Below are 21,187 nucleotides of genomic sequence, written 5' to 3' on the forward strand. Positions count from 1 at the left end.
TGCCGGAGTGTTCTGAACCAGAATTAATTAAAAATACAGTAAATTCGGGGTAATATTTCCGAAACCTTCGCTCAATCAAAACTTTGACCGAAATTTGAATTTTAAATGGTTTTGGCTTAATTTTCGCGCCTCAATCAAATCATAGCCACACATGAAATCTAACAGATCCTACTTCCTGAAATTCTTCGAGATCTTTTTTTTGCTACTGGTTCTTATTGGTCTTACGCAATATTTTGACTTCTTCACAGGCTTACAAATGCAGGTTGTTACCAATGCTACCCTGATCTGGATTGTTTGCGGGGTACTTTTTGCTTTGAGTGCGGGATTATCTTTTGTATGGCACAGGTTTATCAAAAAGGTAGATTTACACCAATGGTTTCAGCCGATTATTACTTATTATGTGGCGCATCAGATAACTACTTATGGAGCGGCCAAATTATTAAAAACACAATTTCAGGCTCCTAATTTTATTTTGGAAATGCCTGTTGGAGAATTAAACGGTTTCTGGCTTACGTGGACATACTTTGGTTATTCACAAACCTTTGCTTTTATTTTGGGTGCAATGCAGGTAGCGGGGTCAATTCTTTTGATTTTTCGTAAAACCCGCCTGTTAGCGACTTTTATCTTGTTGCCAATATTAGTCAATATTGATTTCATTGATCACTTCTATGAGATTTCTCCTTTGGCCTATTATAATTCGTTGCATTATACTTTTATCCTGATTTTTCTGATGTTTTTAGATGTTGATAAGTTAGTATATGCCTTTTTGTCTTATAAAGAGTATTTCTATTTTAATAAAAAAACTGTATTACTGAATTTATTGAGAGTAATTATCATTGGAGGGGCTTTTCTGCATATTTATCTGCTTAAGCTTAGTATTCAGCCTAAAACTCCTATTAATGGTATATGGAAGATAGATGAAATTACAATGCACAACCAGAAAGTTGTCCCATCGGTTGCTACGATGGATTCGGTGTGGTCAAAGATTTATTTTGAATGGCGTTATGGTTTGTTAATTAAATATAATCCGTATGAGTTTAATAAGAAAAAAGATTTATTCGGGCAGTATGAAGTAGATGAACCTAAACATCTGGTAAAGATTGCGTTGCAAAATGCTGATAATAAAGTTGATTCGCTTAAACTGAATTATCAGGTGAATGATAGCACGATGATCATGCTGGGTATGTACCAGAAAGATTCTCTGGTTATGAAACTGACGAAATTGAAGTAATGCTAAAGCATTTCGATCATGGTCATTACAAGGTCAGGCTTTATAAAAAGATATACGAGCAGGAAGATAAAGATAAATAAAAAAAATCTTTTGGGTATATCAAGGGCATAACGTCTGGCACTTCCCATCGGGTCTTTGAAAATCATGTAATACGGGATTTTCAAGTAGTAAAAAACAGAAATTGCGGTATTTAGTAAGCTGATAATCAGAACGACTAATAAAAGCTGATTTCCTGTGTCCTGATAAGATTCCCATAAGGCAGTGAATATGAGGAGTTTTCCTGTAAAGCCTACGGTAGGAGGGAAACCTACCAAGGCGATCATAATCACTACAGCCGATAAACCCAAGAAGATATTTTCTTGTCCTAGTCCTTTCAGACTTGTTAATTCATAACTTTCAGTTTTAAGAGCGAGCAGATCTACTAAAAGAAAGGCCGAAAGCGTGATGCACATATAGGTTGCTACATAGAAAATAGCCGATTGTACGCCAAACTGATTGAGGGCTAAAAGGCCGACTAACATAAAACCGGCATGTGCGATGGTGGAGTATCCCAGCAAACGCTTGGTATTATTCTGCCATAAAGCAGATAAATTGCCGATAAATAAAGAGCCTACAATTACTATTGCTAAAATCAATCTGAAATCAATACTCAGCCCACTCAGGAAACGGATCATTACAATGATAACCCCTGCTTTTGGAGCAATTGAAAGAAAGGCTACAATAGGAGTGGGAGTGGCTTCATAGACATCGGGAGTCCAGCTATGAAAAGGGGCTGCAGAAAGTTTGAATAATAAACCACCAATGGTCATGAAAGCTGCTACATTACCTACCCACTGTGGATTCTGCCCCAAGAAAGTGGCAAATTCCTGAGTGCCAAAATTTAATGTGCCTGTCATACCATATAGGAGTGAAATCCCGTAAAGCATTACTGCCGAGCTGGTAGCACCTGTAAGTAAGTATTTAATGCCTGCCTCGGCATTAGATTTTGATTTATTGATAGCTACTACAATGTATGAGCAGATAGAAACCATTTCTAAGGCAATATAAAGCATCAGCAAGTGGGTTGTCATGCTCAGTACAAAAAGCCCTAAGATTAATGCGAGGAAAATTGCATAAAATTCGCCTACTACCTTGTAGCCTACAACCCACAAATGCAGGATTACTGCAATTGCAGAAATAGTAATAATAATTTTGAAGAAAATGCCTAATTTATCAAGGTATATAAGGTTGTGGAATAGCATTACTCCTGAGTCGAAATATTGTTCTAAAAAACTCAGAAACACATAAAATACAAAGCTGATAGTTATAAGAATGCTTATAGTAATTGTATTGTAGAGGTTATGGCTCTGATGGGATTTTTTTGAAAAAGCAACAATTGCAACAATGATTAAAAATACCCCTGCAAAGACCAACTCCGGCAATAACAGTCTTGTACTGAATAGAATATGTGAAAGTTTTTCGAGCATTACCTGTGGTTTGTACTAATAGCAGCTCATTGCGCCGATATTAGTTGTCATTTTTAAGTATAAAATACTTTTGGGGTTAAAATTTGTCTAAAAATAGTTTGACGGTCTCGCCACTAATATCGAAAATCAGGTTCGGGAAAATACCAAATATAACTGCTAATGCAGCAAGGCCATAAAGCATTGCTATTTCCCGGATGTCTAAATCCTTCATGTGGTGTTCATGGTTTCGGTTTACCCAGAATTTGCCGAAGAACATCTTTTGCAGCGTCCAAAGAAAATATCCTGCCGATAGTACCAGCCCTAAAGTAGCTAACATAGGAACCCAATCAGGCAATACCTTTGATTGGAAGCCACCCATGAGTGTAAAAAACTCACCAACAAAACCCGGCAGAGAAGGTAAGCCCAAGGCACCAAAGAACCCAATTGTAACGGCCATTGTATAGAGGGGCATTTTAGAAGAAAGTCCTCTGAAATTCTCAATCAGCCGGTTGTGGGTTCTGTCATAAATAACTCCGGCAATCAGGAATAGCATAGCCGACAAAATACCGTGTCCGAACATCTGATATATGGCTCCGTTGACTCCCTCGGCAGTTAAGGAAGATAAGCCTAAGAGTACAAAACCCATATGCGAAACCGATGAGTAAGCTATCATTTTTTTCAGGTCTTCCTGTGCCAGTGCATTGAATGCGCCATAAATGATAGACAGCACTCCGGCGCCGGCTACTATATGGGTGTATTCGAAAGCAATGTCAGGAAAGAACCCATAGGCGATTCGGATAAAACCATAGGCACCGACTTTCAGCAAAATACCAGCTAAAATTACAGATACAGGTGTAGGTGCTTCTACGTGGGCATCGGGCAGCCAGGTATGCAGTGGTACAGCAGGTAGCTTGATACCAAAGCCAATGAGCAACAATATAAAAGCAAATAAACGTGCTGGAATACCAAACATATCCTGACTGTTGTCAGGCGATAGTAAAGAGCCTGAAATATAGTTTTTGAAATCAGCTAAAAGCCTGAAATCAAAGGTATGCACAACGGTATTTAATTCTTGTGAAAAGAAAGTATCGCTGACGGACATGGTCAGACCAATCATCACGATCAGAATAAAAATAGAGCCTACAAAAGTATAAATGAAAAATTTAATGGCCGAATACTCTCTTCGTTCACCACCCCAAATGCCGATCAGGAAATACATGGGTAATAGCATGAACTCGAAGAAGATAAAGAACAGAAAGAAATCAAGTGCTACAAAACAACCTATAACACTCCCTGTTAGCAAAAGATATAAGGCATGGTAAGCTTTGGGGCGGTGTTCGATAGTAAATGACGCCACCGAACCTGCTAAAAATATAATACCTGAAAGTAAAACCATTGGCATATTAATGCCATCAACTCCTAAGATATAGTCAATAGAGAGTGTACCTAAGCTACCGAGCCCCATTCTGATCCATTCATATTGCTCTAAGAACTGGAAAGAGGTAAGCTTACGGTCGAAAGTATTATAAAGTGTAAAGATGTTTAAAAGATTAATAATGCTCACAAGAATTGATATCCATTTGAACGAATCTTTGTAAGCATTGGGCAATAACAACACTAATGCTGCCGCAATAACCGGAAGAAAAATGAGTGTTGAAAGTAAAATATTATTCATGCCACGATCCTCAGAACGAGAATTTGTTTTAGGTTATATGATTAATAAGACAATGATTAAAACCAGACAAACAAAAATGGTTATAATGTAGGTCTGGGCTTTGCCGTTCTGGATCTGCCGGGTATAATGCCCCGATTTATTAGTCAGATTTGCAAGGAAGTTAACGGCTGCATCTACCACATTTTCTTCAATCCATCTAACAGCCATAGAGATATTCAGGAAAAGTTTAGCCATCAGATTCACAAATCCATCAATAATGATGCCGTCAAATTTATGTAATACAGGGCTTATCCATACCATCGGATTTACAAGTACAGCCTGATACAATTCGCTCAGGTAGAAATTCCGGAATACTAATCTGGCAATAAATCCGTCTGGCTGGGTTTTGTATTTGTCTAATCTGTTGCTTTCTTCTTTGGTGTAAATATAGCCTAATAAAACCCCGTTGAGGGAAACTAAAATGGCCACATAGGCAATCCAATGGTAGTTTTTAGATTCATGCGGAAAAGTATCAAAAAACCAGCTGCTTTCTGCGTAAAACGGGTTCAAAGAAAAAACAAACCCGATAGAACCAATAGCCATAATAATAACGGCTAACTCCATTGGACCAATTACAGAAATGGCTTCATAAAATGCCTCAACTGTTAACTTATCATCTTCGTTATCATCGTCTTCCACTTTTACAATCCCCTCAATACGTTTAGCTACGTTTTTATAGAAACTTACTGCACCTGACGAAATCAATTCAAGCGGATTGTCTTCTCTTTCAAGGAATACCAGGTATATCTGACGCATCATATAGTAAGCGCCCATGCCTGAAACTATCAGACAAACAGCCGGAATAACAAAATAAATTTGAGAAGGCTGATTGGCGGCCCATTCAAAAGCGGCTACAATGATAGCATCTTTTGATAAAAAACCGGAAAATAAAGGGATACCTGCCAGTGCCGCCGCACAAATAGTGTAGCAGTAGAAAATAATTGGTATCTGCCTCCGCAGGTTGCCCATATGTCGCATATCCTGTTGGTGATGCGTATAATGGATTACTGCTCCTGCGGATAAAAATAAGCCAGCTTTGAAAAACGCATGGGTAACCAAATGAAAAAGTGCTGCATTGACTGCACCTATTCCTAAGCTGATTACCATTAAGCCTAACTGTGAAATAGTAGAATAGGCAAGTAATTTTTTAATATCATACTGATTCAATGCCGAACAGGCTCCGAAAAACGCTGTAAGAGTTCCTACTACGGCCATTACCAAAAGGGTATCTGGAGTCAGAATCGGGAAAATCCTTGCCATCAGAAAAATACCGGCTGCCACCATTGTAGCGGCATGAATCAATGCCGAAACCGGTGTAGGGCCTTCCATTGCATCGGGTAGCCATATCTGTAACGGTAATTGAGCAGACTTGGCAATGCAACCGCAGAAAATCAATAAACCAATGGTTGTTAAAAGGGGATTATTAAAAGAAGCCGACGGGATGAGTCTGGCTTTTTCTATAATTATTGCAATATCGAAAGTACCGAAATATCGGTAAATCAGAAAAATGCCCACTAAAAAACCTATATCACCTACCCGGTTGACGAGAAAGGCTTTTTTAGCGGCGTTAGTAGCCGATTGCTTTTCGTACCAGAATCCAATCAATAAATAAGAACAAACCCCTACCAGCTCCCAGAACATATAGATCATGAGCAGATTACCGGATACTACTATACCGACCATTGCCAGAATAAACAGATTGATATAGGCGTAGTATCTTCCGAAGCTCGGATCTCCGGCCATATATCTGAGAGAAAAAACCTGAACCCATAATGCAATAAACTGCACCAGGAAATACATCAGAAAAGTGAGTTCGTTGAAGATAATATCAATACTGAAGCGTGTATCACCTATATAAAACCAATCATAGTGAATCACATCACCCATTATATCGCTCAGACGGATACCCATTGAGAAAAGGACACCTATCACATTGAGTGTTACCGAAAGAAAACCAACAGATTGTTCACTTAAAGTGTTTCGCTTGAATATTAAAAACGAAAATCCTACTAAGTATAACAATAGGTTAATCAATATAACTTGCTCGGCAGACATTCAGATAAAGAGGGTATTTTTGCAAATATCTTACGTAATGAGTTATAAAGCAAAGATGAAGCCTAAATTTGTCTTTATTTTATAAATTCGGAAGCACTAAATTTCTGAAAGTTATGTTATCTCTTTGACTAAAAACACTTCTCAAATGGATATACAAAAAACAATTATCAAAGTTTTAGAATTGTTCAAAACTCTGGCTATCCTCTACGCTCTTTCAATAATAATTTTTACAGCAACCGCCTTTTATTATATCAATCAGGATAATCCGCCTCAACAATCTTCTGTCAATCATGTATTGGAATCACCAGTCACCGAAAACATTCAACTATCCGAATCTGCCACTAAAGGTATGGAAATGTTTAAGGGAAGCTGTGCTCAATGTCATACGATTACTACAGAAGTTATGGTAGGGCCAGGTTTACAGGGTATAGAGGAAAGAAGAAATATAAAATGGATAAGAGAATGGATTAGGAACTCGCCTAAAGTAATTGCAAGTAAAGATAAATATGCAGTTGAATTATTCAACAGATATAATAAAACGCAAATGTCCACCTTCCCAAATTTAAAAGATGAAGATATTGATGCAATTCTGAATTATATTGAGGAAGGCAGACGGGATATAGTTTTACCTTAAATAAGGGGTATTTCTTTATTAATATATCGGCAAGTAAATTTGCTGAAATAGATTCTTATTTTTGAAGTCTAAAAATCACTCAATCGCTCAATCACTAAATAATTCAAATCTATGAAAACTCCATTACAAGGTCTTCGGACAACTATTTACAAAGTAGACGATATTGATAAAGCCAAAGCATGGTACAGCGATGTATTTGGTATTGCCCCTTATTTTGACGAGCCATTTTATGTAGGGTTCAATGTGAGTGGCTATGAATTGGGCTTACAACCAGATGCAAAAAACGAAGGTAAAACTGATGGTGTAGTTACTTATTGGGGTGTTGATGATGTGGAAGATATTGTGAGCCATGTTATAGCTAAAGGAGCAACAAGCTATGAAGAACCTACAGAAGTAGGAGGGGGGATTATTGTAGGAGCGGTAAAAGATTTATGGGGAAATGTAATCGGATTTATTTATAACCCTCAATTTTCGCTTCCGGGATAAAAATTTTTATAAGTTTTAATAACTCCCATAAAAGTTGCGTATTGAGCCAGGCCATAAGTTACTTTATTGATTACAGCTTCGTAGGGTATTTTGATGATAAAAGAGAAATATGCTTCGCACACAGTTAAAAGTACAAATAGTGAGGCTCCGGCCAACAACCACTGATAACTGCTTTTATTGGTTTTGCGAAGCAATGCTGTAATATAAAACAATGATAGAAAAACCATATATAGTATAGAAGAGAAGAAATAATTGGAAGGAAGCTTTGAAAAAATAATAAGAAACGGAGTTGTAATCAGTAGTAAATTGAGGAAGACTTTCAGGAGTTCTTTAGATGAAAAAGTAAAAACAGTTTCTTTTCTGACTGTGGCAATATAGAAAGAAAAACTTAGCATATAAAAAAGTAATGATAAAGCTTTGGCATTGTTGGTTCTGATTTCAAAGGTTATATCACCAACAGCGGCCAAGAGCAGGCCAAATGTATAAGTATAATCTCTTAACTTATATCCTCCATGGCGTTGCAGAAAGAAAAATATGAGTAGACAAAGTGGCGGAAACGAGCTGGCAATACCAAACCATTCTCTGTGATATATATAGGCTACTATATCAATCAGGCAGCAGGTTATATATATGAGAGTTAATCTTAAAGGCATCAGGATTTGAAAATCGACAAATTTATTAAACAAAACTAATTGTTTTTCAGATTCTGAAAAAGTATTCCAAAAAAATTGAAATAAGGTTAATAATCTAAATATTTCCAGAACAGAGGTTTATGGTACCGAAAACATAAACTATAAATCTGTATTCAAAATGTATGCCTGAAAACTAAGAAAACCGAATTTTACTTTGAAATAGAAGGATAAAAACTTTTATAGATTCTGGCAACACCCATAAAAGTAGCGTATTGGGCAAAACTGTAGATCGCTTTTATGAGGATTGAGCCATAAGGTATTTTAATAATAAAGGAGAAATATACTTCGCAAATGGTAAGAATGGCAAATGAAAGTGCACCTGAAAGAAACCATTGATAACTACTTTTGTTGGTTTTACGCAAAAGGGCTGTGATATACAAAAGAGCCAGAAATACCATATAAATCATCGAAGCAAAAAAATAATCGGATGGAATGTCGGAAAATACTATGAGTACCGGAGAAATCAGTAGTACCATATTGGCTATTATTTTGAGTAATTCTTTAGTTGAAGATCCGAAAACTGCTTCTTTGCGAACAGTGGCAATATAAAAGGAGTAACTAAGCATGTACATAACCAAAGCAAGGATTTTTGCAGTTGTGCTCCTTAACTCAAGAATGATATCTGCTACTGCGGCCAGACCAAGCCCTATGCTATAGGTATAGTCTCTTAGTTTGTATTGACCTTTACGTTGTGCGTAGTAAAAAAAAAGAAGGCAAAGAACTGGTAAGGCACTCAGAAAACTTAGCTCGTCCTTATAAAGGATATAAGCAGCAGCATCGACCAAACAACAGAGTATGTAAATGAGTTTTAATCTAAAGGGCATTTCAGAAAGAGGCAAATGAAGCAATTGTAGAGCAAAAATACCTCTTTTTTGCCAATTGCAAAAATATCAGACTAAAGTTCTGATTAATAGCCATTTAAGGTCTTACAGTATATGGTAAAGAAATAAGTCTGAAACTATTAATATTACTCATTGGCGGCCGAAAATGTATTAAAACTCTTGTTTGTTTTAATAACCCCAAGAAAAATGGCATATTGGGCAAATTGATAGAGCACTTTGTTGATAAGATCACCATGGGGAACTTTTATGACAAAGGCAAAATAGATGTCGGTAATTGTTAATGAAACAAAGCCTAAAGTTCCTGCCAAAAACCACTGATAACTGCTTTTATTGGTTTTTCTTAGGAGTGCATTGATATAAAGCAGCGATAGAAATACCATATAGATGATAGAAGAGAAGAAATAATCTGTAGGTACTTTTGAAAAAACGAAGAAAAAAGGAGACATAATCAAGATGAGATTGAGTATCAGCTTTAATAGTTCTTTAGGGGAGGTACTAAAAACTGCTTCTTTGCGAACAATGGCAATATAAAATGAAAAAGTAAATACATAAAGAACCATTGCTATTACTTTGGCGATGATGGTTCTGAACTCAAATACAAAATCTGCAATGGCAGAGAATGTAAGCCCTAAAGTATAAGTATAATCTTTGAGTTTGTAAGTTCCATTATTGCTTAAGTAATAGAAAGTAAGTAAACAAAGTACTGGTAAGGCACCAAAAGGAGTGAGCCATTTATTATGAAACGTAAAGGCTATGGCATCTATTAAACAACAGAGTATATATATCAGTTTTAATTTAAATGGCATTTCTGAAATGGACAATGAAGCAAAGATTAAACAAAAATACTGGTTTTTTGAATAAATATTGAAAAAATCGTTCCAGATTTCAGGATATTGATTAGGAATAATTTGCAATAAGTTTATCTGATTTTTTAACACTGAAATTGTAAAAGTCTTACTTTTGCAATGCAAGTTTTGAACCTCTAAAAATTCAACAAAATGAAAAGAAACGCGACTGCCGTTTGGCAAGGAACTGGTAAAGAAGGTAACGGACACCTTACTACTCAAAGTACGGTCTTGAATCAGACACAATACTCATTTAACTCTCGTTTTGCCGAAGGCGTAGGTACTAATCCGGAAGAATTGGTAGCCGCAGCGCATGCCGGTTGTTTTACGATGAAATTAAGTTTTAATCTCTCTGGTGCTGGATTTACGCCTGAAAATCTGGAAACCAAATGTGAAATTACTTTTGAAAATGGTGAAATTACTTTATCTCATTTGACACTGAATGCTAAAGTACCGGAGATTTCAAAAGAAAAATTTGATGAATTAGTAGCTGATGCCGAAGCAAATTGCCCGATTTCTAAATTGTTGAATACCAAAATAACTGTTGACGCTACATTGGCATAAGCAGTAAAAAAGAAAAGACCCGCGATATATTGAAATATTGCGGGTTTTGTTTTATTCTTCCAAAGGCAATTTTAATAAATAACCTGCCAGATCTGATAAATCTTTTTCTTTCAGACCCATTGAAGAAGGTTCAGGCATCAGGCTGTTTTTGAGTTGTTTCCGGCTGGCAATGTTTGCCTTTTTGATAGCGGTTAATTGCCCTGATACGTCTTTCAGCGTAAGGGTTGCGCCGTCACCTACCAAAAATCCATAGTAGGTATTTTTATCTTTGGTGGTTACAATCAAAGGTTCATACCCAAATGCCATGCTGGCTGACGGGTTCACGATGGCATCGAGCAAACCTGCTTTATCAAATTTTTTACCAATCAGGGTGAGTTCTGGACCAATTTCAGCCCCTTCTTTATCGAATTTGTGGCAAGTAGCACAGTTTTTCCTGAAAACCTCATAGCCTTTTTTCCTATCTGAGGGCATTTCAAGGGCTAAGTTAACTGATATTTCCTTCCCACTTGGGCGTACGAAATAATCACTTGCCATCATGCGGATAGATTTGTCAGGGTTATTAAAAATATGCTCTGCTACTACATTCCTTACTTCTTTGGGTATCCGATTTTCACCTGCCAGGCTCAGGAGCATTTTACCACCAATCATGTCATTAGCCATTTTTTCTGCCGCATTTTCTCTTGTTGCCAGTATCAGATTTTTATCAAGCATTTGTTTTTCTAATGCAATCATTTGTTTTTGCTGGGCTGACATCTGAGTATTGGCTGCTTTCTCCCAGTCCATTAAATCTGCCCAATCATTAGTTTTTCTAAAATTTATCCACCAGAAAGCCTGATCGGCTACCTCTTTCAATGGGTTTTTAGTCAGTTCTAACATAGCGGTAACAGCCCGTTTATCTTTGATAAAGGCTAAGGCTGTCATGGCTTGTTTTCTTTGGGGTTCACTTAAATTCTTTGCACTTGCTCTTAGTTTTAAATCGTTAACAGCTTCTACAGGGTGCAAACGCCAGATAAGGCTGGCAGTTGCTTCATTCCAGGAAATTGGGTCTTTGGGTAATGTAGGTCTGATGGATTGATAATATGAACTTTCTTTACCATCTAATGCCTGCCCGATAGCCTCTATCTCAAAACGATCGGTACCCTCATAGCCTTTTATCAGATTATTCACAATGCCTTTAATTGAGGCTAAAGGTAAATCTCTTAAGGCTATGCCAACTTCTCGTCTGACAGCAGTATTTTTATCGGTTGACAATTTATCAGCAATGGGTAAAATATCTGTTTTCACCTGCCGCAATGCTCTGAAAGCCGTGATTCTCAGACTAACATCTTCATTATCCAATACTTTTTCTACTTCTTTTATGCCATCATCACCCATTTTGGCTAATAACCATACTGCCCTTGCCCGTACATAAGGATTTTTATCCTGCAATAATTTCTTAACCTCTGAAACATTACCGCCTTTCCGCAAAGCTTCAAAGCCCAGGTTCCGTACATTGATGGCAGGATTCTTTAAGGTTTCTACCTGGCCTTGTACTGTTGTTAAATCTATAACCGGAGGGTTAAGTTTTTTGCCTTTAGGGGTAATTCTGAAAATACGACCATAGGCTTTTTTGTCGTGCATGGCGTGGCCGCCTACTACAGGGTCATACCAATCGGCTATATAGATAGCTCCATCAGTACCAGCTACTACGTCACTTGGGCGAAACCATTTACGGACATCCTGGCTTTCGTCGTGCCATATATAGTGGTCGTCGGTTTTTGGGAAAGAACTAATCATATTATGCCGTTGCATTTGAAAGCCCCCCCCCTTAATAGTTGGCTGATAAGAGAAAATTACATTCCGGCCTGCTTCGCAACTTAATAAAGTGCCCCGGTACTGTTCACCTAAAGCATCGCCTTCATAAAAAGCAATTCCTGTTGGTGAACCGGCTCCTGAGTTATCAATGGCAGGTTGTACACCGGGGTCATCCTGGTGCCAATGAGCGGTAAACATATCTTGGCCAGGTCTGCGGTCAGCCTGCCAGAAGCGTGTACCATCTGCACTGAAATAGCCTGCATTACCTCCTTCCATCAGATAGCTTACCCTACAGGTAATCACCTGGTCGTCGTTGTCATTCTGCCACATATTGCCATAAGAATCCAAACCTACTTCGTAGCTGTTACGGAAATTATGCCCCATTACTTTCAGGTTTTTTCCTTCGGTATCTATTCTTAAGGCTAATCCACCAACCCAGACTCTGCCATCATCTGATTTCTGATTGCCATGATTTGATTTGTTATAGGGGGTTCCACCGTAATAAGAACTACCAGAGCGGAGTGTCCAGCCACCTTTATCTGTTACAATATGTGGCCCTGCATTACCTGTATTGAAATGCCAGTTACCATCCGGCCCGGCAGTAACAGAATGTAAAGAGTGGTCGTGATCAATACCACCAAAGCCTGTTAGTAAAACTTCTTTTTTATCGGGAATATCATCGCCATTTTCATCTGTAAATACAATCAGTTTGGGTGCAGCAGAGACGATAATTTTTTTACCTATTACGGCGATACCAAGTGGAGCCACGAGGTCTTTATCCTGGACAAAAACTTTTGATTTATCTGCTTTGCCGTCTCCATCGGTATCTTCCAGTATCACTACACGGTCGCCTTTTTGTTCATTATTGATTCGTTCACCAGGTTTGGTATTAAAATTCCTGTAGTCAACAGCTTCTGTTATCCAGATTCTCCCTTTATAGTCTACATCCATATTGGTTGGGTTATGCAGCATCGGGGTTTCAGCCCAAAGGGTAGCTTCTAAGTCGTCGGGCACATAGAGTTTGTTTTTATCTTCATCGGGGTCTGGTGCAAAAGCGGTAGCCAACACTAAGGCAACGCTAACCGAAAAGATAGCAGAGGCTTTCTTAGAGAAGAACATAGTTTATTAAGGGGTTGAATGAGTACTTGTCTATACAAGTTTTAAATTTAGGAAATTTGCTGATAAATCTGAATATGCTGTTCAGTAAATTTTTTCCAGCAGAATTTCTGAGCCTGAAGAATGGCTTTTTTGCTTAATGCAATACGTAAATTTTTATTAGTATAGAGCTTCAGCATAGCATCCGCAATAGCATTTTCGTCGGTTGGCTCAACCAAAAAACCCGCATCTTCTACCACCTCCGGCATTGCACTTTTGTTTGAGGTAATTACGGGTGTGCCACATTGCATGGCTTCTAAAGGGGGTAAACCAAAGCCTTCGTATAAAGAAGGGTACACAAAGGCTAAGGCAGCTGAGTATAAAGCAGCTAAATCTTCGTCTGCTACAAAGCCAGTAACAACGATTTTTTCTTTCAGAAGTGGATTGGCTTTAATCTCATCAAAAATAGTTTCAAAATCCCAGCCTTTTGTTCCAACAAGCACCAGATTCAGATCATCTATTTTTTCTTGTTGAATCAGTTTCAGAAAACTCCTGATGGTGCGCTCAATATTCTTTCGGGGCTCAAGTGTTGCTATAGATAACAGGTATCTTTTATGAATATTTATGTTGTATTTTTTTAGTATTCTTTCTATTTCTTCGTTGTCACGAACCTGATAGAATTTATCTTCTGATGCTGCCAGATGTGCTACAAAAACTCTATCAGGTGAAATACCTGTTACTTCGCATAAATCGTTTTTGGTGGCTTCTGATACACAAACGGGGTAGGTGTCTGTATCAATACTTTCAAGAATTTTTTTCATCATATTAATATTCCATGCTCCGAAGTACTCAGGAAACAAGTGGGGTATTAAATCATGAATGGTAATTACTTTTTTAGGCTTTGATGCTCCTTTTAATTCTTGCGGAATTGGCAGAAATGGTGAATGATATATATTATAGGTACTTAAAGATGCAGTATCAAATTGATAGAAAGGTTTAAATCTTCTACGCAGACGAGTGAAAACCTCTCTGATTATTTTCTGTGGTAGAGACCTGTAGGTAAAGGCAGAAACAATATTGTTTTCAAATGTCGCTAATCTGAGGTCTTCGGGTTTATTGACTACTGGTAAAGAAATGTTCGGATAAAACTTTTCGAGATAGGCTAAAGTCTCGGGCAAGTGTTCGGTACTGGCCAAAGACAACTCGGTAGTGTTACTTTCGGATAGCCCTTTTAACAGGTTTTCGGCTACCCGATAAACGCCTGTACGTGATTGCTCATGGAAGAACCCTAAACCAAGAACGGAACTATCTAAAACAATTTTACTCATGTATAATTATCTCATTTATCCTGTTTACAATTAATTCTTTTGTTTCAGAGGTTTCTACTTCCTCTTTATATAGTAATGTTACATTATCTCTTCCGAAGGGTAATCCTACACTTGGCTGATGATTGTGGATTAAATATACCGGAAAATTTGCCAATGGGAAAAACGGATAACCTGTGCCTTTATAGACGGAAATTGTTTTACAAAAGATGCAACACAAATGCTCGGGGAACGAGTCGAGTGTAAGGGCAAATGTGGCTTTTTGAGACAAAAGAGCTATTTCATGTATATTAATTTTACCTGAAGTATCAATCACTCGATTGAATGTTGGTATATTAATTAAATCCCATATTTGTTTTGAAACCCCGGTTTGCCCGCAAAGCAGGATATAATATCCGGTTTTTTCTAAAATTTCAGTCAGAACCGATGCCCAGAAAGCAGGTGAAAGTTGTTTGTGCTCACCGCCTGATTCAGGAAATACCATCAGGTAAGAACCTTTAGGCAAAGTTATTTTCTGTTTTATCTTTTCAATGGTTGTGCCAGGAGAAACCGGAAAGTAAGGTTCAACGTCTGCCAAAGTGCCTTTAATACCTATTTCATGCAAGAGCATAAAATACATATCAAAATGGTGAAATTCATTGACAGGAACATCAAATTCTTTGTCTAACAAACCACCTAAACCTCTGCGGGCAAAACCATAGGCTTTCCCGACTTTAATAAATGGCAGTACAAAATGTGCCACGGCATCGCTATAGCGTATGTCAATATAATAATCGTAAGATTCTTGTTTCAATAGGGGTAGAGCTTCCCTGAATGTCCGGAAATGGTCTTTTATTTTCTCCCAGCGTGAAATTTTCCTGCGGTTGGTCTGATAATGATTGATATAAATGGTGCGGCCTAAATAGGGATTATGCAGATTAACGGCCTCGCACCATTTAGGAGCTAAAAGATCAATTTTTACCTCAGGATACCTTTTCTTGATTAAAGGGAACATATATGTAACTGTGAGTGCATCGCCCAAATGGCCTAATGATGCAATCAGAATACGTTTAGGAGAGAGAATATCAGTATTTCTCCTTCGTTTCTTAAAAAAAAGTTTTGCGTATATATCCACGAAAAAATCCATTACTGTAAATGGAATAGTCTCCCGTGGGGTTCCACAGTATTTTCTCATATAGTTTCTTTAAATAAGAATTGAATGATTGAAAGAGTCAGTGATTATAAATCATCACAAGGCAGCTATTCAATCAATCTCTCATTCACTCAATAGTTATAACTTATAGCCAAATTCCCTGATGTGTTTTTTCCAGAACTCGGTTTCGTAAATATCCCAGGCGTGACAGCCAAATGGTAAACCACTATTAAGATGATAAGCTTTTTCGGGCATGTGCTCAACTGCAAATCTGAGTGCCGTGTGCCAGTCGGGGATACTTAATTTTGGATAATATCGGTTCAACTCAATGCACCAGAACATATCTTCATTATATGCCGGATGAGTTTTGGCTAACGCCAGGTATTCTTCAATCTTATTACGGTTTTCAGGAATCAGGCTCAATAGTTTTTTAGTTTTTCTTAAAGAGAAGCCCCCATTGCCCACGCCTCGTTTCATGATAATTTCTTTTGGCCCATATTTGCCATAACGTTCTTCTTTCAGATTAAACCAGATGGCAATTTTCTTTTTCAGATTCCAGACCCATTCCTTCCATTTAGCATCAAAATCTATCTCAATACGCCAGGGAGCACCGATGTAATCATAGCATAAACTACACCAGTAGGCTAATTCATCTTTAAATACAAAGGCATCTAACTGATAAATCAGCATATATTCATAAGCTAAAAAACGTGCATAAAATTCCTCTGAAAGTAACAATTTGTTATAAGTTAAGGTACTTTTAAAATACCCATCGTCAAAATTTTCGGTTTTTAGCTGAGGATATTTTTGCAAAATATGGTTGATATTCAGAGAAGCAGGTTTAACTATTATAACAGGATATTTATTTAAGACTCTTACACCCTGCTCAAGTGAAATGGCTTCGTAAGAACTTAATTGCTCCTGATAAATGGGTATAATTACACAAACACTTGTCTTTTCCAAAACGAATAAAGATTAATCTCAGAACTTAATATCAGATAATTGTTCCGCCATCAATAGAAAACAGACCTCCAGTAGTATAAGCAGAAGCCGATGAGGCTAAATATAGTGCCATTGGCGAGATTTCTTCTACTGTTCCCATACGGGCTATAGGCAAGCGTTTAGTAAAATGTGATAATGTTTTCTCATTATCCCACAAGGCCTGACTGAATTTAGTTTTGATGAGACCAGGGCAAATAGCATTTACCCTGATGCCATCTTCGCCCCATTCTTTGGCCAATACTTTAGTGAGCATATTCAGAGAAGCCTTACTGACGCTATAAATACCTAAACCCGGATCGGGGGTATGTCCGGCTATACTACTAATATTGATGACGCTCCCTCCACCACGAGATTTCATGATTGGGTGTACCATTTTTGATAATTCAAAAGGGGCTTTTACATTTACCTGCATGATTTTGTCAAAAGCACTTTCCGGGCAATCTAATGATGGCCCGTAAACCGGATTAGTGGCCGCATTATTCACTAAAATATCAATGCCTCCGTAAGTATCAATGGTTTTTTCAACCAATAATTTTAACTGAGCTATTTCACCGGCATGGGCTGCAATGCCTGTACATTCGCCTCCTGCTGCCTTTATATCGTTTGCCAACTCATCGAGGTCGGCTTGTTTCCGGCTACTGATCACTACTTTAGCACCATATTCGGCAAATATCCTTGCAATCGCTTCTCCGATTCCTTTACTTGCTCCGGTAATAAGGGCTACTTTACCTGTTAAATCAAAAACGTTTTTCATACATTCTTTATGAATAGGGTAGAATAATTTTACTGTAAAATCAGACCGCCATCAACAATGACACTCTGACCTGTAATGAATGAAGCTTCGTCTGCTGCTAAATACAAAATGGCACTGGCAATTTCTTCTGGTTTGCCAAAGCGTTTCATCGGCGTTGCATATTGCAACGCTTCTAAATAGGCTGCATCTGTATCTGCGCCTTCTAACATAGGTGTCTGGGTAAAGCCCGGGCAAACAGCATTGATTCTGATCCCATGCCTGGCAAACTCAATGGCAGCAGTTTTGGTCATTCCAACTACAGCGTGTTTACTTGCGGCGTAGGCAATATGCCCCACCATACCTAAATGACCTGCCACCGATGCGATATTGACAATAGTACCACTGCGCTGCTCTATAAAATAGCGTAATGCCGCTTTCATACAGTACCAGAGCCCTTTTACATTTACATCTATAATTTTATCGAAATCTTCTTCCGGGTATTTCTCAGTACGAATGCGAGGCCCCAATACTCCTGCTGAATTAACCAGTATATCAAACTTACCCCAAACACTTATGGTCTGTTCAATCATTTCCTGAATATCACTGAGTTTCGTTACATTCACTTTTATGAACCTCACCTCCCCATCTGATTTGCTTATACTATCTGCTAATTCAATGTCTAAGGCATCAGCTAAATCGGCAACCATTATTTTGGCCCCTTCCTGAGCAAATAAAATGGCAGCAGCCTTGCCTATACCTGAATTACCACCTGTAATGATTACTACTTTGTCTTTGAATTTCATAGCGGCTGAATGTGTCTGAACTGTGATTTATCTGATTGCATTGATTTTTTGAAAGTAAATGACTTGTATGAACTTTCCGGATTTAAAAATGATTCTGAATGATTCATTAACATATCATCAGTTAAATCATTTAATCAGCTGACGCTGCGGGGTTAAATCATAGTTCATGACAATTATTTCTCACAAAAGTAAATAATTTCTCCGGCTGGAAGCGCGTATCGTTCTACTAATTCTCTGGGCATTTTCAGTACAAAATCATCTTCTTTTACTTTAAAGCCTGCTTTTTCTAATTCTCTTCCATAATCTCTGCCAAACAGGCGCAGGTGGTCGTTCTGCCAGAAAACACGTTCACGCTCACGGGGGTCAGTAATGGTTGGGTCTTCAAAAGTATGCTCTTTTGTCCAGTCCTGAGGTGACTGGATGATTCCCCAACCTCCTGGTTTCAGGACCCTGTACAGTTCTGACATGGCTTTATGATAATCTTCTACGTGCTCCATTACGTGGTTACAGAATGCTACGTCAAAAGTATTGGCCTCGAAAGGGATCTGATGAATATCCATTTTAACTTTAGCTAAAGGAGATTCAATGTCTGCCGTAATGTAGTCAAGATTTTTCATGGCTTCAAAACGATCGATAAAACAATATTCAGGTGCAACATGTAGTACTTTCAGATGAGGTGCAGTAAAAAAATCAGTTTTCTCACGCAGATACAATGCCATAAGTCTGTGACGTTCTAATGCCAGACAATTTGGACAAAGGGCATTTTTTCTTGAAGACAGACGACCGTAAGGTAGGAATTTATCTAATTTAGCATCGCAAACGGGACACTCGACGGTATTTCCTTTTAAAATAATTGTATAGACTTTAAGTGGTATATGGCTGAATAATTGCAGGTATTTTCTTGGAATAAATCGAAGTAAGAAACTAATAATTTTGCCCATGCTTTAAACTTATGAGAGTATATCGTTGTATTTTAAGCCCAAAATTAATTATTTTTGTTGTTGTTTTTACACCAATATACATAAAGATTCGATAAATTATGGAAATAAAAAAACGGAAACCTCCGGGAAAAAGGTTAATAAAAAATATGCCTCTTCGTGTAAAGTGGTTTTTATCAGCTACCGTTGGTATGATGCTGGTAGGCTACGGGCTTAGCGTGTTGAGCGAAGCAGGTCATCTGAAGCATACTAATGCACCTTTTCTGCAATGGTTTTTGTTAGGTACGTATAGCCTTATTATGGTTAATTCGGGTTTGGCTTTATTTGGGCAGGCCATTATTTTCAGAATGAAAATTGAAAACCGTAAACTGATTAAGAATATATTGAAAGATAGAAACAGAAAGAATAGAAAGGTATTGACTATCACGAAAATAGAAAGCCCCAAAACAGAATAATATTTGGCACTTATTGTGCTATTTTAACATTTTATTGAAGTAAATTAACAAGTTTTGGGTATTTTAGTACTCAAAACTTTTATTTTTAGTATTTATCCTTACGTTTGCACAAAAAATTTTAAAAAGTCTGGCTCATAAAGTTTTATCAGTCAGATTAAGTGAAGTTTGCTACTAATGAATTTATCTCAATCTGAATTGCCTGATACCCAACCGAGGAGAACACTTGTGGCGGTTGACTTAGGTGAGTTTTCTGAAAAAGTCATCTCTTATCTGTTTCTTCTGACCAGGGATATTTTAAGCGAATATACCATTTTTCACTGCCTTGAAGGCACAATTGATGAAAAACAGGCACGAGAAAAGATCGATAAGATTTTAGTTCAGGCTCGTAACTACCTGAACAAAAGTGTTAAGAGTTCAATTAAAATTCATATTGCTCATAACGATCTTTTGGAAGAATTACAGCTTTTGCATGCCAAAGAAAATTTTGGCACTGTGTTTACGGGGGCAACAAACAAGCCTGATTCCTGGCGGTTGGGGCCAAATGCTCAAGCTATTATGATGAATATTTCTGCCGGGATTGTTATTGTTCCACCTAACGTAGATCTGAGCTTTCCGAGTAATATTAGTATTTTGGTTGAAAAGGTTCAGAAATCAAGTTTTTCTTTTCTTCATACTTTTCATGAGTTTGTATCTCACTACGGTATTTTTCTGAATTTTGTTTTATTTGCCAAAGACAAACAAGAATTGGAAGAAGAACGGAGGCTGATTGAAGAATATCAGGATTTTTTTGATTCTACTATTACCTTTAATTTTATTGTTGAGCAGGAGCAGACTCATATTAATTTCTTAAGGTATATAGAAGGTATTCACTGCGAAGCGGCCGTAATGGCATGGCATGAAACTACGACAGCATTTTTATCAGCCAAGCAAACGGGTATTATTTATTGCAGCCCCAAACTACCGATTCTGTATATCAAGAAGAAGACCATTCCAGACAAAGATCAGGTGTTATTTAAAGAGATATAAAAAAGAAAGAAACTGCCTCAAAAAAGCAGTTTCTTTCTTTTTTAGCAAGAATCAATATAAATTATTTTGCAAATTCTGCTTTTAATGCTTCAACATCAACTGCCTGAACATCTGTTTTTAAAGATAGACGTTTGATTTCGGCTATTCTGTTTTTTGCTATCGCTTGATTTCTCTTTGCTTTGCGTTTTAATCTTGTTACTGCCATTTTTTTAGGTATTTTGTTCTCTAACGCCCTGCGAAAAGAGCCGAGAGGTATTTAAAAGATTATATGATACAATCGCCTTTTCAGGCTGTGATTTCGAATCAGGGTGCAAAGTTAAGAAATTCAATTAATATTTAACAATTAACAATAAGTTTTTTCCACTAATTTTGTGGC

20 protein-coding genes are annotated in these 21,187 nt (G+C 37.6%); 6 read left to right on the top strand and 14 right to left on the bottom strand.

Annotated elements, in window-relative coordinates; genetic code table 11:
- The first annotated feature begins 151 nt into the window (after positions 1-151).
- Positions 152-1,231: a hypothetical protein gene (locus H1R81_RS01860; protein WP_181838973.1), complete on the top strand. Its 1,080-nt coding sequence runs from the start codon at positions 152-154 to the stop codon at positions 1,229-1,231.
- A 2-nt stretch (positions 1,232-1,233) separates the two neighbouring features.
- Here H1R81_RS01860 and H1R81_RS01865 read toward each other — a convergent pair whose 3' ends face one another.
- The 3 genes from H1R81_RS01865 to nuoL all read right to left on the bottom strand — a co-directional run bounded on the left by H1R81_RS01865 (position 1,234) and on the right by nuoL (position 6,445).
- The gene (locus tag H1R81_RS01865; RefSeq protein WP_181838974.1) at positions 1,234-2,697 is read right to left on the bottom strand and encodes an NADH-quinone oxidoreductase subunit N; all 1,464 of its coding nucleotides are present in this window, start codon (positions 2,695-2,697) and stop codon (positions 1,234-1,236) included.
- Between the two features lie 76 nt (positions 2,698-2,773).
- A complete protein-coding gene (locus H1R81_RS01870) occupies positions 2,774-4,351 on the bottom strand; it encodes a NuoM family protein (RefSeq protein ID WP_181838975.1) in 1,578 nt (525 codons plus the stop codon).
- Positions 4,352-4,384: 33 nt separating this feature from the next.
- Positions 4,385-6,445 (bottom strand): NADH-quinone oxidoreductase subunit L, encoded by a 2,061-nt coding sequence (nuoL, locus tag H1R81_RS01875; protein WP_181838976.1) that lies wholly within the window; start codon positions 6,443-6,445, stop codon positions 4,385-4,387.
- Between the two features lie 145 nt (positions 6,446-6,590).
- Here nuoL and H1R81_RS01880 point away from each other — a divergent pair, with 145 nt between their 5' ends.
- Positions 6,591-7,079 carry a cytochrome c gene (locus H1R81_RS01880; RefSeq protein ID WP_181838977.1) on the top strand — a complete coding sequence of 163 codons (489 nt, stop codon included), beginning with the start codon at positions 6,591-6,593 and terminating at the stop codon, positions 7,077-7,079.
- Positions 7,080-7,190: 111 nt separating this feature from the next.
- Positions 7,191-7,565, top strand: coding sequence for a VOC family protein (locus H1R81_RS01885; protein ID WP_181838978.1), 375 nt, complete (start codon positions 7,191-7,193; stop codon positions 7,563-7,565).
- Here the strand turns inward: H1R81_RS01885 and H1R81_RS01890 are convergent.
- The 3 genes from H1R81_RS01890 to H1R81_RS01900 all read right to left on the bottom strand — a co-directional run bounded on the left by H1R81_RS01890 (position 7,544) and on the right by H1R81_RS01900 (position 9,905).
- Complete coding sequence (locus H1R81_RS01890) at positions 7,544-8,218, bottom strand: lysoplasmalogenase family protein (RefSeq protein ID WP_181838979.1); 675 nt, start codon at positions 8,216-8,218, stop codon at positions 7,544-7,546. The genes H1R81_RS01885 and H1R81_RS01890 overlap by 22 nt on opposite strands.
- A 188-nt stretch (positions 8,219-8,406) precedes the next feature.
- Positions 8,407-9,081, bottom strand: coding sequence for a lysoplasmalogenase family protein (locus H1R81_RS01895; RefSeq protein ID WP_181838980.1), 675 nt, complete (start codon positions 9,079-9,081; stop codon positions 8,407-8,409).
- A gap of 143 nt (positions 9,082-9,224) precedes the next feature.
- Complete coding sequence (locus H1R81_RS01900; protein WP_220275153.1) at positions 9,225-9,905, bottom strand: lysoplasmalogenase family protein; 681 nt, start codon at positions 9,903-9,905, stop codon at positions 9,225-9,227.
- 192 nt (positions 9,906-10,097) lie between these two features.
- Here H1R81_RS01900 and H1R81_RS01905 point away from each other — a divergent pair, with 192 nt between their 5' ends.
- A complete protein-coding gene (locus H1R81_RS01905; RefSeq protein ID WP_181838982.1) occupies positions 10,098-10,508 on the top strand; it encodes an OsmC family protein in 411 nt (136 codons plus the stop codon).
- A gap of 51 nt (positions 10,509-10,559) precedes the next feature.
- On the opposite strand, the gene H1R81_RS01910 is transcribed toward H1R81_RS01905, so the two are convergent.
- The 7 genes from H1R81_RS01910 to H1R81_RS01940 all read right to left on the bottom strand — a co-directional run bounded on the left by H1R81_RS01910 (position 10,560) and on the right by H1R81_RS01940 (position 19,333).
- A complete protein-coding gene (locus tag H1R81_RS01910) occupies positions 10,560-13,421 on the bottom strand; it encodes a PVC-type heme-binding CxxCH protein (protein ID WP_181838983.1) in 2,862 nt (953 codons plus the stop codon).
- 47 nt (positions 13,422-13,468) lie between these two features.
- The gene (locus tag H1R81_RS01915; protein ID WP_181838984.1) at positions 13,469-14,725 is read right to left on the bottom strand and encodes a glycosyltransferase family 1 protein; all 1,257 of its coding nucleotides are present in this window, start codon (positions 14,723-14,725) and stop codon (positions 13,469-13,471) included.
- A complete protein-coding gene (locus H1R81_RS01920) occupies positions 14,718-15,896 on the bottom strand; it encodes a glycosyltransferase family 9 protein (RefSeq protein WP_181838985.1) in 1,179 nt (392 codons plus the stop codon). Before H1R81_RS01920 ends, H1R81_RS01915 begins: the two co-directional genes overlap by 8 nt.
- Positions 15,897-15,992: 96 nt before the next feature.
- Entirely contained in the window at positions 15,993-16,817 is an 825-nt protein-coding gene (locus H1R81_RS01925; RefSeq protein ID WP_181838986.1) for a DUF5672 family protein, read from the bottom strand.
- A 31-nt stretch (positions 16,818-16,848) separates the two neighbouring features.
- Positions 16,849-17,610 (bottom strand): SDR family NAD(P)-dependent oxidoreductase, encoded by a 762-nt coding sequence (locus H1R81_RS01930; RefSeq protein ID WP_181838987.1) that lies wholly within the window; start codon positions 17,608-17,610, stop codon positions 16,849-16,851.
- A gap of 29 nt (positions 17,611-17,639) precedes the next feature.
- Entirely contained in the window at positions 17,640-18,392 is a 753-nt protein-coding gene (locus H1R81_RS01935) for an SDR family NAD(P)-dependent oxidoreductase (protein WP_181838988.1), read from the bottom strand.
- A 173-nt stretch (positions 18,393-18,565) separates the two neighbouring features.
- Positions 18,566-19,333, bottom strand: a complete 768-nt coding sequence (locus tag H1R81_RS01940) for a class I SAM-dependent methyltransferase (RefSeq protein WP_181838989.1) — start codon at positions 19,331-19,333, stop codon at positions 18,566-18,568.
- Between the two features lie 98 nt (positions 19,334-19,431).
- On the opposite strand from H1R81_RS01940, the gene H1R81_RS01945 reads away from it, so the two are divergent.
- Positions 19,432-19,785 carry a hypothetical protein gene (locus H1R81_RS01945; protein ID WP_181838990.1) on the top strand — a complete coding sequence of 118 codons (354 nt, stop codon included), beginning with the start codon at positions 19,432-19,434 and terminating at the stop codon, positions 19,783-19,785.
- 174 nt (positions 19,786-19,959) lie between these two features.
- Positions 19,960-20,811 carry a hypothetical protein gene (locus tag H1R81_RS01950; protein ID WP_181838991.1) on the top strand — a complete coding sequence of 284 codons (852 nt, stop codon included), beginning with the start codon at positions 19,960-19,962 and terminating at the stop codon, positions 20,809-20,811.
- Positions 20,812-20,872: 61 nt separating this feature from the next.
- On the opposite strand, the gene H1R81_RS01955 is transcribed toward H1R81_RS01950, so the two are convergent.
- Positions 20,873-21,016 (bottom strand): hypothetical protein, encoded by a 144-nt coding sequence (locus H1R81_RS01955; RefSeq protein WP_181838992.1) that lies wholly within the window; start codon positions 21,014-21,016, stop codon positions 20,873-20,875.
- Between the last annotated feature and the right edge of the window lie 171 nt (positions 21,017-21,187).

It is taken from the genome of Emticicia sp. BO119 (genome assembly GCF_013912375.1).
Taxonomy (GTDB): Bacteria; Bacteroidota; Bacteroidia; order Cytophagales; family Spirosomataceae; genus Emticicia.

Excerpts from the sequence above, each read along its gene's own strand:
- H1R81_RS01860 (WP_181838973.1), top strand. The coding sequence starts at position 152 with ATGAAATCTAACAGATCCTACTTCCTGAAATTCTTCGAGATCTTTTTT.
- H1R81_RS01930 (WP_181838987.1), bottom strand. The coding sequence starts at position 17,610 with ATGAAAAACGTTTTTGATTTAACAGGTAAAGTAGCCCTTATTACCGGA.
- H1R81_RS01955 (WP_181838992.1), bottom strand. The coding sequence starts at position 21,016 with ATGGCAGTAACAAGATTAAAACGCAAAGCAAAGAGAAATCAAGCGATA.
- nuoL (WP_181838976.1), bottom strand. The coding sequence starts at position 6,445 with ATGTCTGCCGAGCAAGTTATATTGATTAACCTATTGTTATACTTAGTA.
- H1R81_RS01870 (WP_181838975.1), bottom strand. The coding sequence starts at position 4,351 with ATGAATAATATTTTACTTTCAACACTCATTTTTCTTCCGGTTATTGCG.
- H1R81_RS01885 (WP_181838978.1), top strand. The coding sequence starts at position 7,191 with ATGAAAACTCCATTACAAGGTCTTCGGACAACTATTTACAAAGTAGAC.
- H1R81_RS01895 (WP_181838980.1), bottom strand. The coding sequence starts at position 9,081 with ATGCCCTTTAGATTAAAACTCATTTACATACTCTGTTGTTTGGTCGAT.
- H1R81_RS01935 (WP_181838988.1), bottom strand. The coding sequence starts at position 18,392 with ATGAAATTCAAAGACAAAGTAGTAATCATTACAGGTGGTAATTCAGGT.
- H1R81_RS01945 (WP_181838990.1), top strand. The coding sequence starts at position 19,432 with ATGGAAATAAAAAAACGGAAACCTCCGGGAAAAAGGTTAATAAAAAAT.
- H1R81_RS01865 (WP_181838974.1), bottom strand. The coding sequence starts at position 2,697 with ATGCTCGAAAAACTTTCACATATTCTATTCAGTACAAGACTGTTATTG.
- H1R81_RS01915 (WP_181838984.1), bottom strand. The coding sequence starts at position 14,725 with ATGAGTAAAATTGTTTTAGATAGTTCCGTTCTTGGTTTAGGGTTCTTC.
- H1R81_RS01950 (WP_181838991.1), top strand. The coding sequence starts at position 19,960 with ATGAATTTATCTCAATCTGAATTGCCTGATACCCAACCGAGGAGAACA.
- H1R81_RS01890 (WP_181838979.1), bottom strand. The coding sequence starts at position 8,218 with ATGCCTTTAAGATTAACTCTCATATATATAACCTGCTGCCTGATTGAT.
- H1R81_RS01905 (WP_181838982.1), top strand. The coding sequence starts at position 10,098 with ATGAAAAGAAACGCGACTGCCGTTTGGCAAGGAACTGGTAAAGAAGGT.
- H1R81_RS01900 (WP_220275153.1), bottom strand. The coding sequence starts at position 9,905 with ATGCCATTTAAATTAAAACTGATATATATACTCTGTTGTTTAATAGAT.
- H1R81_RS01910 (WP_181838983.1), bottom strand. The coding sequence starts at position 13,421 with ATGTTCTTCTCTAAGAAAGCCTCTGCTATCTTTTCGGTTAGCGTTGCC.
- H1R81_RS01940 (WP_181838989.1), bottom strand. The coding sequence starts at position 19,333 with ATGGGCAAAATTATTAGTTTCTTACTTCGATTTATTCCAAGAAAATAC.
- H1R81_RS01920 (WP_181838985.1), bottom strand. The coding sequence starts at position 15,896 with ATGAGAAAATACTGTGGAACCCCACGGGAGACTATTCCATTTACAGTA.
- H1R81_RS01880 (WP_181838977.1), top strand. The coding sequence starts at position 6,591 with ATGGATATACAAAAAACAATTATCAAAGTTTTAGAATTGTTCAAAACT.